Source organism: Massilia sp. Root335, from assembly GCF_001425685.1.
GTDB lineage: Bacteria > Pseudomonadota > Gammaproteobacteria > Burkholderiales > Burkholderiaceae_D > Telluria > Telluria luteola.
This window is the reverse complement of sequence record NZ_LMCY01000052.1, coordinates 291-16,900: the sequence shown is the minus strand read 5'-3', so window position 1 is coordinate 16,900 and position 16,610 is coordinate 291. Positions and strand designations below refer to the sequence as shown.

Here is a 16,610-nt window from a genome sequence, read left to right as displayed (position 1 = left end):
TTACGAGTCCCTCAAGCTTTATTACATATTCACGAATTGTCGGGAACTTCTACATTTGAATGACAAAAGGGCCGCGAACGGCCCTTTTGTCAGATTTTGTCGCCGGTGGCGAATCTACAACACCAGACTGTGTCAGCGCTCCGACACGGCGTCGACGACACAAAGTGCCGTCATGTTGACGATGCGGCGCACGGTCGCCGACGGGGTCAGGATGTGCACCGGACGCGCGCAGCCCAGCAGCACCGGGCCCACGGCGACGCCGCTGCCGGCCGCCGTCTTGAGCACGTTGTAGGCGATGTTCGCGGCTTCGATGTTCGGCATCACGAGCAGGTTGGCGTCGCCCTTGAGCGTCGATTGCGGCATGATCTTGGCGCGCAGCTTCGAGTCCAGCGCCGTATCGCCGTGCATCTCGCCGTCGACTTCCAGGTTCGGGGCCTTCTGCTGCACCAGCGCCAGCGCGGCGCGCATCTTTTTCGCCGACGCGCTGTTCGAGGTGCCGAAGTTGGAATGCGACAGCAGCGCCACGCGCGGGGTGACGCCCAGGCGCTCCAGTTCCTCGGACGCCATGATCGTGATCTCGGCCAGTTCTTCCGCGGTCGGATTCTCGTTCACGTGGGTGTCGACCATTGCGATCTGGCGTTCCTGGGTGATGATGAAGTTCAGCGCCGCATACACATTGCTGCCGGCACGCTTGCCCAGCACCTGGTCGATGTACTGCAGGTGGACTTCGGTCGTGCCGTAGGTGCCGCAGATCATGCCGTCGGCGTCGCCCTTGTGGATCATCATCGCGCCGATCAGCGTGTGGCGGCGGCGCATCGCCAGGCGGGCGAGGTCTTCCGTGACGCCCTTGCGCATCACCATCTGGTGGTAGGTCTGCCAGTAGTCGCGGTAGCGCTCGTCGAAGTCCGGGTTGATGACGTCGAAGTGCTCGCCCTGCTTCAGGCGCAGGCCGAATTTCTCGATGCGCTTTTCGAGCACGGCCGGACGGCCGACGAGGATCGGACGGGCCAGCTTCTCGTCGACGACGGCCTGCACGGCGCGCAGCACGCGCTCTTCCTCGCCCTCGGCGAAGACGATGCGCTTGCGCTCGGCCGGCGCGCTCTTGGCGATCTGGAACAGCGGCTTCATGAAGCTGCCGCTGCGGTAGACGAATTGCTGCAGGCTCTCGGCGTAGGCGGCCAGGTCGGCGATCGGACGGGTGGCGACGCCGCCGTCCATCGCGGCCTTGGCCACGGCCGGCGCGATGTGCGTCAGCAGGCGCGGGTCGAACGGCATCGGGATCAGGTATTCCGGACCGAACGACAGGTTCGAGATGCCGTACGCGGATGCCACGATGTCCGACTGCTCGGCGTGGGCGAGGTCGGCGATGGCGTGCACGACGGCGATTTCCATCTCGCGCGTGATCGTCGTCGCGCCGCAGTCCAGCGCGCCGCGGAACATGTACGGGAAGCACAGCACGTTGTTGACCTGGTTCGGGTAGTCCGAACGGCCGGTGGCGATGATCACGTCGCCGCGGACGGCCTTCGCGTCTTCCGGCAGGATTTCCGGGTTCGGGTTGGCGAGCGCCAGGATCAGCGGGTTCGGCGCCATCTTCGCGACCATCTCCGGCTTGAGCACGCCGCCGGCGGACAGGCCCAGGAAGATGTCGGCGTCGGGGATGATCTCGGCCAGCGAGCGGTGCGGCGTGTCCTGGGCGAAGCGTTCCTTGTCCGGGTCCATCAGCTCGGCGCGGCCTTTGTAGACGACGCCGGCGAGGTCGGTCACATAGATATTCTCGATCGGGAAGCCGAGGTCGACGGCCAGGTCGAGGCAGGCCAGCGCCGCCGCGCCCGCGCCGGACACGACCATCTTGCACTTCTTGAGGTCCTTGCCGACGACCTTCAGGCCGTTCAGGATGGCGGCGCCGACGATGATCGCGGTGCCGTGCTGGTCGTCGTGGAAGACGGGGATCTTCATGCGCTCGCGCAGCTTGCGCTCGATGTAGAAGCACTCGGGCGCCTTGATGTCCTCGAGGTTCACGCCGCCGAACGTCGGTTCCAGCGCCGCGATCACTTCGATCAGCTTGTCGGGATCGTTCTCGTTGATCTCGATGTCGAACACGTCGATGCCGGCGAACTTCTTGAACAGCACGCCCTTGCCTTCCATGACCGGCTTGCTGGCCAGCGGGCCGATATTGCCCAGGCCGAGCACCGCGGTACCGTTCGAGATCACGGCGACGAGATTGCCGCGCGCCGTATATTTATAGGCGGTGGCGGGGTCCTTGACGATTTCTTCGCAGGGCGCGGCGACGCCCGGCGAGTACGCCAGGGCCAGGTCGCGCTGGTTCAAGACGGATTTGGTCGGGGTGACGGCGATCTTGCCGGGAGTGGGAAACTGGTGGTACTCGAGCGCGGCAGCCCGCAGTTGTTGACGTAATTCTTCTTTTTTATCGATTGACGAATCCATGCTCTGCTGCCTTTTTGAACTGACGGGGGGTCTCCGATTTTAGCAGAGTGTCACGGCCCCCCGTCTACGTATTTCTTGGTATCGACAGCAGCAACCGGGGCCGGGTAGCATGGCAACCCGGCCCGTCGCCCGTGTCAGGCGGGCGCTTTCGGGAAGTCCAGCGCCGTGTCGTTGATGCGGTTGACCAGGTTCGTGAACGTGATGCTGGAGATCGCGAAAATCGTGTCCACCACCTGCGCATCCGTGTAGCCGGCCGCCTTGACGGCATCGACGACCGGTGCCGGCACGGTACCGCGGCTGCCCGTCACCTCCCGCACGAACGTGGACAGCGCATCCAGCCTGGCATCGCCGCCCGGCGTGCCGCGGCGGGCGGCCAGGATCGCATCCGCCGACAAGCCGGCCGCCTTGCCGGCCAGCGTATGCGCCGCCAGGCAGTAATCGCAGGCGCTCACTTCGCTCACGGCCAGCTTGATCACTTCGATTTCCCGTTTCGACAGGCTCGTGTCGGCCAGCTTCGCATCGAAGTTCAGCAGCGCTTCGAGCGCCACCGGGCTGTTGCTGCCGACGGCATCGTAGGCGTTCGGGACCTTGCCCAGCTTGGCCTTGACGGCGGCAAACAGCTCGGCGGTGCGGCCGGTGGCGTTGGAACCAAGTGCGTTAAGACGGCTCATGATGCTTCCTTTCTCGTTCGTGGATGAAATGCCGTTTGGCATGGAAAGAAGTCTACGCGTCGAGGTCGGCACGATGAATGCCAGGATGCTGCGATAATTTGCCCATTCGTCTCATTCAAACACGCACATGGACACCCTGAGCCGCCTGCTTTCCCTGTACACGATCCGCACCTCGCTCGACATCCGCTGCGAGCTGGCCGCGCCCTGGGTGCTGGACGAACCGGCCGCGACGCCGGGCGTGGCGCCGTTCCACGTGGTCGTCGAAGGCGGCGCACGCGTCGACGTGTCCGGCCACGACAGCCTCGACCTCGCCCCGGGCGACGTCATCGTCTTCCCCGGCGGCAGCGCGCATCGCCTGCACGCCGGCGCGGCCGCCGACGCCGTCCCGGTCCGGCCGCTCGCCGGCGACGGCCCGCTGCAACGCCACGGCAACGGCGGCGACGGCCCCGGCACCGCCATCCTGTGCGGCAGCTTCGTGTTCGAGGGCGCCGCGCGCGCAGCCCTCGTGCGCGCCCTGCCCGAGGTGATGGTCGTGCGCGCCAGCCGCGCCGACGACTTTCCCGGCCTGCACGCGCTGGTCCGGCTGCTGCAGCACGAGACGGCCTCCGTGCGGCCGGGCGCGGACGTCGTCGTCGCCCAGCTGTCGGGCGCCCTGTTCGCACTGCTGCTGCGCGCCTGGCTGGCAGGCACGCGCCACGACGCGCCCGGCCTGTTCGCCGTGCTGGCCGACCGGCGCCTGGGCAATGCGCTGCACCGGATGCTGGAATCGCCCGAGCGGGCGTGGACAGTGCAAGACCTGGCCGCGGCGTGCCACATGTCGCGCGCGACGTTTGCGCGCCTGTTCGCGCGCCTGTGCGGCATGCCGCCGGCCGACATGCTGACCCGGCTGCGCATGGCGCGCGCCGCGCGTGCCCTGCTGCAGGGCGAAGGCGCCGTGGGCGACGTGGCGCTGGCCGTCGGCTATCAATCGGAAGCCGCGTTCAACCGCGTGTTCAAGCGCCACTACGGGGTCGGACCCGGCACCTGGCGGCGCACGGCGCGGGCGGCGGCGGCGGCGCCGGTTGCCGCCTGACGGGTGTCCCGGATTAGAATCGCGGGATGCTCTCCGAATTCGATCTCATCAAACGCTACTTCCAGCGCGACCGCGCTTGCGGCCCGAACACCGTCCTCGGCGTCGGCGACGACTGCGCCCTGCTCGCGCCCACGCCCGGCAAGCTGCTGGCCATTTCGTCCGACATGCTGGTCGAGGACCGCCATTTCTTTGCCGGCGCCGACCCGTTCCTGCTGGCCCACAAATGCCTGGCCGTGAACCTGTCCGACCTGGCCGCGATGGGCGCCAGGCCGCTCGGTTTCACGCTCGCGCTGGCGCTGCCGGCGGCCGAGCCGGACTGGCTCGACGGCTTTTCGCGCGGCCTGTTCGCGCTGGCCGACGCCCACGGCTGCGAACTGCTGGGCGGCGACACGACCAAGGGCCCGCTGAACATCTGCATCACGATCTTCGGCGAACTGGCGCCGGCCCAGGCATTGCGGCGCGACGCCGCGCGCGCGGGCGACGACATCTGGATCTCCGGCACGCTGGGCGACGCGCGCCTGTGGCTGGCCGCGCGCCGCAGCGAAGTCGCACTGGACGCCGCCGACCACGCCGCCACCGGCCAGCGCATGCACGCGCCGACGCCGCGCGTGGCGCTCGGGCGCCTGCTGGCCGAAGGCGGCCTCGCGCACGCCGCGCTCGACATCTCGGACGGCCTCGTGGGCGACTTGAAGCACATCCTCGCCGCGTCGCGCGTGGGCGCCGTGCTGGACGTCGACGCGCTGCCGGCCGGCCCCGCGCTGGCGCGCCAGCCGCGCGCCCTGCGCCGCCGCTTCGCCGCCGCGGGCGGGGACGATTACGAACTGTGCTTCACGGCGCCGGTAGAGAAGCGCGACGCGATTCGCGCGGCCGGAGAAGCCAGCGCGACGGCGGTCACGCGCGTCGGCACGATCACGGCCGAACCGGGCCTGCGGCTCGTCGATGCCGACGGCGCGGCGCTCGATTTGCAGCTGGTCGGTTGGGATCATTTCAGCCCGGGCTGACTGCCGCGCGGGCTCGGGGAGCCCGCCCTACGATGTCAACGCTGCCGTAGGGCGGGCGCGGCCGGCGTAGGCACCCCGTGCCCACCATGCACGATCACGCCGCTTCCTCATCCCCGCGCGGCGTCTTGCGATCATCGTACGGCCCGTGGGTAAGCCAGTACTGGCGGAACGCGAGCCGCACGTTGTCGCGCAGTTCCGTGTCGTTCCACGGCTTCGTGTAGAAGCGGTAGATCGCGCCCCGGTTGATCGAATCGAGCACCGTCTCCACGCCCGTGTAGCCGGACAGGATGATGCGCATCGTGTCCGGATACATCTCCTTGACCTTGCTGAGGAATTCGGTGCCGTTCATCGCCGGCATGCGCTGGTCGCACAGGATCACCTGCACGCGGTACAGCGCCAGCAGTTCGAAGCCCTCGGCCGGCGACGCGGCCGTCAGCACGCGGTAGTTGTCGCGCCTGAACAGGCGGTGCAGCGTGGCCAGCACGTTGACGTCGTCGTCCACCACGAGCAGCGTCTGGACGTTGCGGTCGTCCTCCGCCGGCCGCGTGGGCTGGGAACGGTTTTCCAGGACCAGCCGCGCCAGGTCGACGGGGGCAAGCGCGCGCGAAAAATGGAAGCCCTGGATCTCGTCGCAGCGGTGGCGGCGCAGCAGCGCCATCTGGGCGCGCGATTCCACGCCTTCCGCGATCACCTGCATGTGCAGGCTGTGCGCCATGCTGATGATGGCCAGCGCGATCGCGGCGTCGTCCGGATTCGTCGTGATGTCGCGCACGAACGCGATGTCGATCTTGAGCTTGTCGATCGGGAAGCGCTTGAGGTACGCGAGGCTCGAATAGCCGGTGCCGAAATCGTCGATGGCGACGCGGATGCCGAGCAGCTTCAGGCGCTCCAGCACCTGCACCGTGTGTTCGAAGTTCGACATCAGCGCGCTCTCGGTCAGTTCCAGTTCGAGCAGGCCCGGGTCCACGCGATGGTGTTCCAGCGCGGCGCGGATGTCGCCTTCCAGGTCGCCCTCGACGAACTGGCGGCTCGACACGTTGACGGCCACGCGCACGTCGCGCACGCCCTCCGCATTCCACGCGGCGATCTGGCGGCAGGCCTCGCCGAGGATCCACGCGCCCACGCGCACGACCATGCCCGTGTCTTCCAGGATGGGGACGAATTCGGCCGGGTACACGAGGCCCACGCCGGGACGGCGCCAGCGCAGCAGCGCCTCCACGCCGCTCACGCGGCCCGTGTTCAGGTCCAGCTTGGGCTGGTAGTGCAGCTCGAACTGGTTGTCGTCGACGGCGCCGCGCAGCGCGACTTCGAGGTCCAGCCGCGCCAGCACCTGCACGTTCATCCCGGCCGTGAAGAAGCGGTAGCCGTCGCGGCCGGCCTCCTTGGCGCGCACCATCGCCACGTCGGCGTACTTGACGAGCGTGCCCGGGTCGGTGGCATCGTCCGGGTACATCGCGATGCCGATGCTGGCCGTCAGCACGGCCTGCTGGCCATTCAGGTCGAACGGCGCGCGCAGCGCCTCGCGCACCTCGTTGGCCACGCTCACGGCTTCGTCCTCGGTCTGCTCGCGCGTCATCGTGAGGATCAGCGCGAACTCGTCGCCGCCCAGGCGCCCGATCGTGTCGCGCAGGCGCACGCAGCGCACGAGCCGCGTGCTGAACTGGCGCAGCAGTTCGTCGCCCAGCGCGGGGCCGAGCGAGTCGTTGACGATCTTGAAGCGGTCGAGCGTGATGAACAGGACGGCGATGCGCCAGTTCTTGTCCTGCGCGAGTTCGATGGCATCGCGCAGCGTGTGGAAGAACAGGCTGCGGTTCGGCAGGCCGGTCAGGCTATCGTAGTTCGACATGTGCTTGAGGCGCTGCGCGGCCTGCAGGCGCTCGCTGATGTCGCGCGCGACGGCGATCAGGATGCGGGTGTGGTCCGACGACTGCAGCTGCCAGCTGATCTCGACCGGCACCGCGCCCTGCCCGTCCGAGCGCAGCAGCTCGGTCTCCACGATGTCGTGCTCGCGCGACGTGGATGCCGGGTCGGCATAGCGTTCCAGCTGCGCGCGTTCGGCCAGGCCCAGCGCGACCGGGTCGATGCGCAGCAGCGCCTCGCGCGAAAAGCCCAGCATGCGGCAGGCGCCGTCGCTGACGTCGACCATCGCCATCGTGCGCGCGTCGACGAGGAAGATGGCGTCGGTCGTCGCATCCATCGCGCCGCGGAAACGCTGCAGTTCGGCCGTCCGCTCGCGCACCTTGCGCTCCATGCGCGCGCCGTAGTCGCGCGACTCCTGGTGGAACAGGCGCACTTCGAGCAGGTTGCGGATGCGCGTCAGCACCTCGACGGTGTCGAACGGCTTGCCGATGAAGTCGCGCGCGCCCGCTTCCAGCGCGGCCAGCTTCTTGTCCGGCTCCGCCGTCACCACGAGCACGGGCAGCCACGATTCGCGCTCCATCGGTTTCAGCGCCTCCATCACCTGGAAGCCGTCCATGTGCGGCATCTGCAGGTCGAGGATGATCAGGTCGTAGCGGTGCTGCAGGTGCAGCGCGGCGACCTGGCGCGGATCGGTGGTGCTGGCGACGTTCTCGTAGCCGCTCGTCTTGAGCAGGAATTCGAGCAACTGCACGTTCACCGGCTCGTCGTCGACGACGAGGATGTGCGCGCGGCGGATGTCGTTGGGCGAAATCATGGGGTGGTCCTCACTCGGGCTGTCTGTGCTCGGCGGGGCGCTGCGCCAGCACGCCGTCGATGGCCTCGTTGAACTGGCCGATGTCGATCGGCTTGGTCAGGTAACGCACGAAACCGACCGCCAGCGCGCGCTCGATGTCGGCGCGCATGGCGTTGGCGGACACCGCGACGACGGGAATCCGCGCCGTCTCGGGTTCGCGGCGCAGTTGCGCCAGGACCTCGAACCCGGAGAGGCCCGGCAGGTTCAGGTCCATCAGGATGATGTCGGGCCGCTGGCTGCGCGCGAGCGACAGGCCGAAATGGCCGTCCGGCGCGCTCACGAGGCGCAGGTCGGGCCGGAAGCGCACGATCTCCTGCACCAGTTTCAGGTTGGCCGGATTGTCCTCGATGTACAGGACGGTGGACGGCCGTGCCGGCGCATCGCCCTCGTCCGCCGCGGCCGCGGCGCGCGCGGCCGGCGCCGATGCGGGCGCGGCGCCGGCCGCATCGGCGCAGGCCAGTTCGATCCAGAACACGCTGCCGACGCCCGGGCTGCTGGTGACGCCGATCTCGCCGCCCATCAGCTCGACGAGACGGCGCGTCACGACCAGGCCGATGCCGGTTCCTTCCTGCGTGCCGGTTTCCTGGCCGAGGCGATTGAAAGGCTGGAACAGGCCGGCCACCTGCTCGGGCGACAGGCCCATGCCCGTGTCCTGCACGGACAGGCGCAGGCGCTGCGGCGCCGGCTGCGCGCAATCGACGACGACGGCCCCGCCCTCGCGGTTGTACTTGACCGCGTTCGACAACAGGTTCAGGAGCACCTGCTTCAGGCGGGTGCGGTCGGCCTGCACGCGCACCGCGGGCGCCTGCGGGAACAGGACCCGCACCCCGCGCGCGGCCGCCAGCGGCGCGATCATGCCCTGGCATTCGTCCAGCACCTCGGCCAGCAGCACCGGCTCCATCGAGAGGCTCAAGGCCCCCGCCTCCACCTTGGCCAGGTCGAGGATCTCGTTGATCAGGGTGAGCAGGTGGCGGCCCGACTTGAGGATGTGGCCCGCGAATTCCTTTTTCTGGTCGAGCGTCGTCGGCATGTTGTCGGCCGCGAGGATCTGGGCGAAGCCGAGGATGGCGTTGAGCGGCGTGCGCAGCTCGTGGCTCATCGACGACAGGAACGCGGACTTGGCCTGGTTGGCGTTGCGCGCTTCCTCGATCGCCAGCTCCAGTTCCGAGTTGGCCAGTTCCAGCTGGGCCGTGCGTTCCTGCACGCGCGCTTCGAGCCGTTCGTTCAGGCGCACGATCTCGCTGTTCGAGTCTTCCAGCGCGCGCGTCCGCTGCTCGATCTCGGTCAGCATGGCGTTGAAGGAATCGACGAGTTCCGCCGCCTCGTCCTCGCTGATGCGCGGCGCGCGCCGCGAATAGTCGCGCCGCGCCACGACTTCGCGCGCGATGTTCGTGATGGCGTCGATGGGCGTCGTGATCGTGTGGCCCAGGCGGCGCACGAGCAGCCACGCGATGAACAGCGCCAGCACCGTCACGCAGGCGCAGATCACGAGGTAGTCGCGCATCCGTTCCATCATCTGGTTCTGCGAGCGCAGGTAGACGGTGCCGAGCAGGTCGCCGTTCTCGCTGATCGGCTTGTACAGCACCAGGTCCTCGCCGCTGCCGACATAGGTTTCCTTGCCGCCGGCATGCACCAGCCGGCCGCCCTGCGCCGGACGCACGGGGAACGCGCCGGTCTCGCCGGGCGCCACGTAGGTCGCGAACAGCGTGCCCTTCTCGTCGTAGATGGCGGCCGCACGCACCGACGGCCGGCTGCGCAGCAGGGCCAGGTTCTCGCGCGCCAGGCGCGCATCGTCGAAGGCCAGCGCGGCCGACGTCATGTGGCCCACCAGTTCCGCCTGCGTCGCGAGGTCGTTCAGCAGCGCGCTCTTGTAGCTGCGCAGGTCGTAGGCGACGACGGTGCCCACCGAGACGGCCAATGCCGCGAGCGTCGTCGACATCACGATCGTGACGAGCTTTTCGCGGATCGAGCGGCGCGGGCGGATCATGCTTGTCACCACGCCGCCAGCGCCAGCAGGCGCGCGCTGACGCGCAGCTGCGCGGCCGTCGCCTCGAGCCGGTCGACGCGCGGCCGCAGGTGCGTGCCGTCCGCCACCAGCCCGACCACGCAGCCGTGTCCGGGCGCGCCGTCGCAGACCGTCAGCACGGGCTGGCTGCGCACGGCATCCAGCAAGCGGCCGCGCGCGGGCGAGGCGGCCACGAACAGCACGTGCGGCATGGCATGCGGATCGAGGCGGCGATCGATGCGCACGACCGCCAGCGGCCGGCCGTGCACGAGGCGTCCGCCCATGAAGCGCGCGGCTTCGGCGGCGAGCGCGTCGTCACCGGCGACGCCGACCAGGAGCGGCGCGCCGGCGCGCGCGAACGCGGCGTCCGGCCAGCCGACGAACGTGGCGACACGGTAGATATAGGCCGCCTTGAGCTTGCGCTCAGGGGTGGCCGGGAGGTCGGGCCGGGCCTGGGCGGCACCCGCGAGGATCAGCAGGCACAGCACCGCCTGGCGGGACGGGCGCGCGGCTGCGAGGGACAGCGCCATCACGGGTATGCCGGCCCCGGATGGTCATGCGCGAAACGGTCGAGCGGCATGCGAAGTCCTGGTTCGGTCAATAACAACGGTGCGGGCGCGCCCGCACGGCCAGCCCGCAAGACGGGCAGGATAGCAGCACGGCCGAGGGTAATGTCGCACGGAACGAACAACTTCATTAACGCCGATAAATACAATGACATTTGTAAGGACGGCCCCGCATCGGGCAAGCATGGCTTTTCGTTAAGATTCCGACGCCGCACGCCGGGAAGGCGCGCTAGAATGGACGCGAGCGCGCAGCGGATCATTTCACGCCCGGCACACGGGGCGCGCCCGCGAAAGATCCTGGAGACCCTGGCGGCCCTCTGCGGCCGCCGTTACAAGGAGGAGCGACACGTGACGAACGACATCATCGACCTGGCCACCCGTGTGGGCCGGGCACTCGAAGCCAAGGGCCTGCTGCTGGCCACCGCCGAATCCTGCACGGGCGGCGGCGTCTCCCAGGCCATCACGGAAATCCCCGGCTCGACCGGCTGGTTCGAATGCGGCTTCGTGACGTATTCGAACGCCTCCAAGACGGAGATGCTGGACGTGTCGGCCGCGCTGATCGCGCAATTCGGTTCCGTCAGCGAGGAAGTCGCGGGCGCCATGGCCGAAGGCGCGGTCGCCAACAGCAATGCCCACGTGGCGGTGTCGACGACCGGCATCGCCGGCCCCACCGGCGCCGTCCCCGGCAAGCCCGTGGGCACGGTGTGCTTCGGCTGGTCGAAGGGCGATACCACGTACACGGAGCGCCTCGTGTTCTCCGGCGACCGCCACGCGGTGCGCGAGCAGACCGTGGCGCACGCGCTGGCCGGCCTGTTGCGCCTGCTCGAGTAAGGATGGCGCGCCTGCAGATGCGTGCCGCGGCCGCGCTCGCGGCATTCGTTTCCGCGAGCGCGCTCGCCGCGGGCGTGGACCCGGGCATCACCGTGTACGCCGCCGGCGACATCGCGCGCTGCGCCTACCCTGACCCGGCGTATTCGGTCGCGGCCGAGACAGCCGCCACCGTCGCCGCCGGGCTCGCGCAGGATCCGCGGGCCGTCGTGCTGGCGCTGGGCGACCTGACCTATCCGGTCGGCGCCGCGAAGGAATTCTCCGACTGCTATGCGCCGACGTGGGGCCGCTTCAAGGACCGCACCTGGCCCGCGCCCGGCAACCACGAGTACTACACGCCGGGCGCCAAACCCTATTTCGCGTACTGGGGCGCGCGGGCCGGCCGCGGCTACTACAGCTTCGAGCTGGGCACCTGGCACGTCATCTCCCTGGACAGCAACCTGGCCCCGGCCCAGCACGCGGCCCAGCTGGACTGGCTGCGCGCCGACCTGGCGCGCCACCCGGCCCGCTGCACGCTCGCGTACTGGCACCATCCGCTGTACAGCTCGGGCGGCCATGGCAGCGTCCCGAAGATGCGCGACGCCTGGAAGCTGCTGTACGACGCCGGCGCCGAGCTGGTGCTGTCCGGCCACGACCACGACTACGAACGCTTCGCCCCGCAGGATGCGGACGGCCGGCTCGATGCGGCGCGCGGCATCCGCCAGTTCGTCGTCGGCACGGGCGGCGCGTATCCGACGCCGTTCCTGCTGACCGTCGCGCACAGCGAGGTCCGCGACAGCAACCGCACCGGCGTGCTGCGCCTGCAGCTGTACGCGGGCGGCTACGGCTGGGAATTCGTCGAGTCGACGCGGCTGTCGTCTTTCGGCGTCGCGCCGCCCGACCGGGGCAGCGCCGCCTGTCACTAAAAAAACGGAGCCCGCATGAACCGCCTCCTGTCCTTTGTCCCCCTGCTGCTGGTCCTTGCGGGGCCGGCGGCGGGGCAGGCGCAACCCGCGCCGGCGGCAGCGGCCGCGCCGCAGGTCCGCTACGACAAGACCAAGCTGCCCAACGGCCTGGAGGTGATCCTCGTCGAGGACCACCGCCTGCCCATCGTGGCCGTCAACATCTGGTATCACGTCGGCCCCGCCAACGAGGCGCCGGGCCTGACCGGCTTCGCCCACCTGTTCGAGCACATGATGTTCGCCGGGACCCGGCACCTGCCGCGCGGCCTGGCCGACCGCCTGCTGGAAGGCGCCGGCGCCACCGACAGCAACGGCAGCACGGACTACGACCGCACCAATTACTACGACACCGTGCCCTCGAACCAGCTCGAACTCGCGCTGTGGGTGCACGCCGACCGCATGGGCTATCTCCTCGACGTGCTCGACCAGGCCGCGCTGTCGAACCAGCAGGACGTCGTGCGCAACGAGCGGCGCCAGAGCGTCGAGAACCGGCCGTACGGCATCGTCGAGGAAGCGTTGAACCACGCGTTGTTCCCGAAGACCCACCCGTATTACGCGGCCGTCATCGGCTCCCACGCCGACATCCAGAACGCGAAGCTGGCCGACGTGCGCGACTTTTTCAAACGCTACTACGGCCCGAACAACGCCAGCATCGTGATCGCCGGCGACATCGACAAGACCAGGACGCGCGCCCTCGTCGCCAAGTACTTCGGCAGCTTCAAACGCAGCGCGCCGGTGGCGCACCCGCGCGTGGCCACGCCCCCGATCACGCGCGAACGCCGCATCACGGTCGCGGACCGCGTCGAGCTGCCGCGCGTGTACATGGCGTGGCTCACGCCGCCCGCGTTCCAGCCGGGCGACGCCGAACTGGCAGTGACGGCGCAGATCCTCGCCGGCGGCAAGGCGAGCCGCCTGTACAAATCGCTCGTGTACGAACGCCAGATCGCGCAGGAGGCATCGGCCGCGCAGAACTCGAATGCGCTCACGTCCACCTTCATCGTCGACGCCACCGCGCGCCCGGGCCACGACGCGGCCGAACTGGAGGCGGCGCTCGACGGTGAACTGAAAGCGCTGCGCGACACCGGACCGTCCGAGCAGGAAGTCGAACGCGCCCGCAACACGATCGAGACCGCGATGCTGACGTCGATCGAAAAGCTGGGCGGCACCGGCCTCGCGAACCAGATCAACCAGTACAACCAGTACACGGGCGACCCCGGCTATCTGCCGAAAGACATCGAACGCCTGCGCCGCGTCAGCGCGGCCGACGTGCGCCGCGTGGCACAAGCCTACCTGCAGCCGAACGCGCGCGTGATCGTCGCCGGCGTGCCGGGCAAGCCCGACCTCGGGCCCGACGTCCCGGCGCCGGCGCCGCCCAAGGCATCCGGCGCGGGCCCCACCGCCGGCATCAACCGCGACGAACCGTGGCGCCGCACACCGCCGAAACCGGGGCCGGCGCCGCGCTTCACGCTGCCGCAGGGAGAGTCGTTCAAGCTGCCGAACGGCCTGACCGTCATCTTCCATCCGAATCCGGCGCTGCCGCTCGTGGCGGCGGAACTGGTCGTGAAAAGCGGCTCCGGCGCCAACCCGTCCGACCAGCCGGGCCTCGCCGGCTACACGGCGCAGATGCTGGAAGAAGGCACGGCCACGCGCAGCGCGCCGCGCATCGCCGACGAAATCGCCCAGCTGGGCGCCTTCCTCGGCAGCACCGCGTCGCCCGACGCGTCGACGGTGTCGCTGCTGGCATTGCGTTCCACGTTCCCGCAGGCGCTGGACGTGCTGGCCGACGTCGTGCAGCACCCCGCCTTTCCCACCGCCGAAGTCGAGCGCCAGCGCGCCGCGCGCCTGGGCGAACTCACGCAGCAGCGCGACGATCCGGCACGGGTCGCGGCCGTCGCCGCGGCCGGCGCGCTGTACGGACCCGACCACCCCTACGGCTACGGCCAGCTCGGCACGGAGCAGGCGATCCGCGCCACGACGCGCGAAGACCTCGTGCGCTTCTGGCGCCGCCACTACCTGCCCGGCAACGCGGCCCTCGTCGTCTCCGGCGACATCACGCTGGAGACGCTGCGCGCGCTGGCGACGGCACGCTTCGGCGGCTGGGAGCGCGCCGACGCGGCCGTGTCGGCGGTCGACGATCCTGCCGGCAGCAAGGCGCGCCTCGTCGTCGTCGACAAGCCCGGCGCCCCGCAGACTGCGCTGCGCGTCACGACCATCGCGGCCGCGCGCAAGACGCCCGACTACCCGGCCATGCAAGTCATGAACGCGGCGCTGGGCGGCCTGTTCTCGAGCCGCATCAACCTCAACCTGCGCGAAGAGAAGGGCTACAGCTACGGCGTGTTTTCCGACTTCCGCTACCACCGCACGCCGGGCCCGTTCGCCATCGCCGGCAGCGTGCGCACGGATGTCACGGGCCCTTCCGTCGCCGAGATTCTCAAGGAAGTGAACGGCATGCGCGACAAGCCGCTGCCGGGCCCCGAACTCGCCGGCGCGCGCGACTCGCAGGTGTACTCGCTGCCGGGCCAGTTCGAGACGAACAGCGGCATCGGTGCGAGCCTGGCCGAGACATATGTGTTCGACCTGCCCGCCGATTACTGGCGCGCCCTGCCCGACCGGTTCCGCGCCGTCACCGCGGCCCAGGTGCAGGCGGCGGCGCAAAAATACGTCAGGCCGGACCAGCTGAAGGTCATCGCCGTGGGGGACCGTGCGGCGATCCTGCCGCAGCTGCAAAAGCTCGGGCTGGGAACGCCGGAGCTGCGCGATGCGGACGGACAGCTCCCGTAGGGTGGACGGCTATACCGCACGGTTCGTGTCATGCATGCGTGTACGCCGTCCACCCAACCGTCGCATTTACGGCCCCGGCCGCAATCGTCTCTTGCCTCCGCCACGCCCGTGCGTTTAACATGTGAACAGTTCTTCACACGTTAAGCATGAGCATCCCACCCGACATCGACAATGCCGTCGACGAACTCGCCGACCTGTTCCACCTGCTGGGCGACCCCACGCGGCTGCGCATCGTGCTCGCCTGCCTGGCGCAGCCGACCGCCGTGGGCGATATCGCCGCCGCGCTGAACCTGTCCAGTTCGCTGGTCAGCCACCACCTGCGCCTGCTGCGTGCGGCCCGCATCGTCAAGGCCGAGCGCCAGGGCAAGCAGGTGTTCTATGCGGCCGCCGATGCCCACATCAGCGGACTGCTTGCCAACATGTTCGAACACATCGCCGAACCGATCGCCGAATCAACTACCGGACTGGACGCATGAGTCACCATCATTCCCACGGCCATGACCACGGCCACCATCACCATCATCCGACACCGGACGGCAACGGCCGCGCGTTCGGTATTGCGATCGCCCTGAACACGGCCTTCGTCGCCATCGAATTCGTCTACGGCTTCATCGCCAACTCGACGGCGCTGATGGCCGACGCCGGCCACAACCTGTCCGACGTGCTGGGCCTCGGCCTCGCCTGGGGCGCCGCCCTGCTCACCAGGAGCGCGCCGACGCGCCGCTTCACATACGGCCTGCGCGGCACGTCGATCCTCGCCGCCCTCGCCAACGCCCTGCTGCTGATGGTGGCCTGCGGCGCCATCGCCTGGGAAGCCGTGCACCGCGTCGCCCATCCGGAACCGGTGGCCGGCACGACGGTTTCCATCGTGGCGCTGATCGGCGTGCTGATCAACGGCTTCTCGGCCTGGCTGTTCGTGGCCGGCAGCAAGGACGACATCAACGTGCGCGGCGCCTACCAGCACATGGCGGCCGATGCCGTACTGTCGCTGGGCGTGGTCATCTCCGGCGTCGTCATCATCTACACGGGCTGGACGTGGCTCGACCCGGCCGTCAGCCTCGTGCTCGTCGTCGTGATCGTCGCGGGCACGTGGTCGCTGCTGAAGGAGTCGATCCAGATGGTGCTGGCGGGTGTGCCGGACAGCGTCGACGCGACGGGTGTGACGGCCTTCCTGGCCGCGCAACCCGGCGTGACCGAAGTGCACGACGTCCACATCTGGGCGATGAGCACGACGGAGACGGCCCTCACGGCCCACCTCGTGATGCCGGCCGGCTATCCGGGCGATGCGGCCATCGACGACATCGTCGGCCACCTGCGCGAAGATTTCTCCATCCACCATTGCACGCTGCAGGTGGAGCAAGGGACGACCCAGCACAGCAGTTGCTGCCTGCAAGACGGGCTGGAGGCGCATGCGCATGACGACCATGGCCATGATCACCACGACCACGATCATCACGATCACGATCACGATCACAAGCACGACCACGCGCACTGAGCATCGTTAATGCGTCGTCCCCGCGGAGGCGCACTGCTGTCCGGAATAAAATTCTTGACAGTTTCATCAGATGAGGCTCAGCTGGAGCTCTG

12 protein-coding genes are annotated in these 16,610 nt (G+C 69.0%); 7 read left to right on the top strand and 5 right to left on the bottom strand.

Annotation, left to right across the window (positions count from 1 at the left end; all coding sequences use genetic code 11):
• Positions 1-132: 132 nt before the first annotated feature.
• Positions 133-2,445, bottom strand: coding sequence for an NADP-dependent malic enzyme (locus ASC93_RS26670; protein WP_056449924.1), 2,313 nt, complete (start codon positions 2,443-2,445; stop codon positions 133-135).
• 134 nt (positions 2,446-2,579) lie between these two features.
• Positions 2,580-3,116, bottom strand: coding sequence for a carboxymuconolactone decarboxylase family protein (locus ASC93_RS26665; RefSeq protein ID WP_056449922.1), 537 nt, complete (start codon positions 3,114-3,116; stop codon positions 2,580-2,582).
• Positions 3,117-3,243: 127 nt separating this feature from the next.
• Between ASC93_RS26665 and ASC93_RS26660 the strand changes: the two genes are divergently transcribed.
• Both ASC93_RS26660 and thiL read left to right on the top strand, forming a co-directional pair.
• On the top strand, positions 3,244-4,188 hold the full coding sequence (locus ASC93_RS26660; RefSeq protein WP_056449920.1) for an AraC family transcriptional regulator: 945 nt from the start codon (positions 3,244-3,246) through the stop codon (positions 4,186-4,188).
• Between the two features lie 26 nt (positions 4,189-4,214).
• Positions 4,215-5,189, top strand: a complete 975-nt coding sequence (gene thiL / locus ASC93_RS26655; RefSeq protein WP_056449919.1) for a thiamine-phosphate kinase — start codon at positions 4,215-4,217, stop codon at positions 5,187-5,189.
• A 94-nt stretch (positions 5,190-5,283) separates the two neighbouring features.
• On the opposite strand, the gene ASC93_RS26650 is transcribed toward thiL, so the two are convergent.
• The 3 genes from ASC93_RS26650 to ASC93_RS26640 are packed head-to-tail and all read right to left on the bottom strand — an operon-like array spanning position 5,284 to position 10,437.
• A complete protein-coding gene (locus ASC93_RS26650; protein WP_056449916.1) occupies positions 5,284-7,863 on the bottom strand; it encodes an EAL domain-containing protein in 2,580 nt (859 codons plus the stop codon).
• A gap of 10 nt (positions 7,864-7,873) precedes the next feature.
• A complete protein-coding gene (locus tag ASC93_RS26645) occupies positions 7,874-9,889 on the bottom strand; it encodes an ATP-binding protein (protein WP_056449914.1) in 2,016 nt (671 codons plus the stop codon).
• A 5-nt stretch (positions 9,890-9,894) separates the two neighbouring features.
• The gene (locus tag ASC93_RS26640) at positions 9,895-10,437 is read right to left on the bottom strand and encodes a YfiR family protein (protein ID WP_056449912.1); all 543 of its coding nucleotides are present in this window, start codon (positions 10,435-10,437) and stop codon (positions 9,895-9,897) included.
• A 384-nt stretch (positions 10,438-10,821) separates the two neighbouring features.
• Between ASC93_RS26640 and ASC93_RS26635 the strand changes: the two genes are divergently transcribed.
• The 5 genes from ASC93_RS26635 (at position 10,822) to ASC93_RS26615 (ending at position 16,518) form a co-directional block, all read left to right on the top strand.
• The gene (locus ASC93_RS26635; protein ID WP_056450157.1) at positions 10,822-11,304 is read left to right on the top strand and encodes a CinA family protein; all 483 of its coding nucleotides are present in this window, start codon (positions 10,822-10,824) and stop codon (positions 11,302-11,304) included.
• 2 nt (positions 11,305-11,306) lie between these two features.
• A complete protein-coding gene (locus ASC93_RS26630; RefSeq protein WP_056449910.1) occupies positions 11,307-12,206 on the top strand; it encodes a metallophosphoesterase in 900 nt (299 codons plus the stop codon).
• A 15-nt stretch (positions 12,207-12,221) separates the two neighbouring features.
• Positions 12,222-15,023: a pitrilysin family protein gene (locus ASC93_RS26625; protein WP_056449908.1), complete on the top strand. Its 2,802-nt coding sequence runs from the start codon at positions 12,222-12,224 to the stop codon at positions 15,021-15,023.
• A gap of 146 nt (positions 15,024-15,169) precedes the next feature.
• On the top strand, positions 15,170-15,499 hold the full coding sequence (locus tag ASC93_RS26620) for a helix-turn-helix transcriptional regulator (protein ID WP_056449906.1): 330 nt from the start codon (positions 15,170-15,172) through the stop codon (positions 15,497-15,499).
• Positions 15,496-16,518, top strand: coding sequence for a cation diffusion facilitator family transporter (locus tag ASC93_RS26615; RefSeq protein WP_082548368.1), 1,023 nt, complete (start codon positions 15,496-15,498; stop codon positions 16,516-16,518). Before ASC93_RS26620 ends, ASC93_RS26615 begins: the two co-directional genes overlap by 4 nt.
• Positions 16,519-16,610 lie beyond the last annotated feature (92 nt).